Origin of the sequence: Paenarthrobacter nitroguajacolicus, assembly GCF_029952445.1 — a bacterium.
Taxonomy (GTDB): Bacteria; Actinomycetota; Actinomycetes; order Actinomycetales; family Micrococcaceae; genus Arthrobacter; species Arthrobacter nitroguajacolicus_B.
In genome coordinates this window covers 1-325 of record NZ_JAQPPK010000082.1, presented here as the reverse complement: position 1 = coordinate 325, position 325 = coordinate 1, and the positions used below count along the sequence as shown (strand labels likewise).

Sequence of the window (325 nt, the reverse complement as noted above, 5' to 3'; positions counted from 1 at the left end):
CTGCGCCGCCGACGCCGCCACGGACTCCACCACCTCGAAATCTTCGCCACCACCGAACAATACGAAACCCTCACCACCGCCATGAACATCGCCACCAACCCCCGCCTCACCACCACCAGCACGGGCATGCTGGCAAGCACAAACAGCAGCACGGATACCCAGGCAAGCCCCGGCCCGGAACTGGACCGCCGAACCCGGGCCCAGAAACTCCTCGACGGACTCGTCGGGGCCTGCGCCGTGGCCATGACCACCGGGAAACTACCCTCCAACGGCGGACTCCGACCCCAACTCACCGTCAACATCGACTACCGCGACCTCTGCGACA

The 325-nt window shown here is 65.8% G+C and carries 1 pseudogene; it reads left to right on the top strand.

Going from position 1 to position 325, the window contains the following annotated elements:
* Nucleotides 1-325 (top strand): annotated as a pseudogene (locus PJL15_RS22620) (hypothetical protein); the annotation flags it as partial.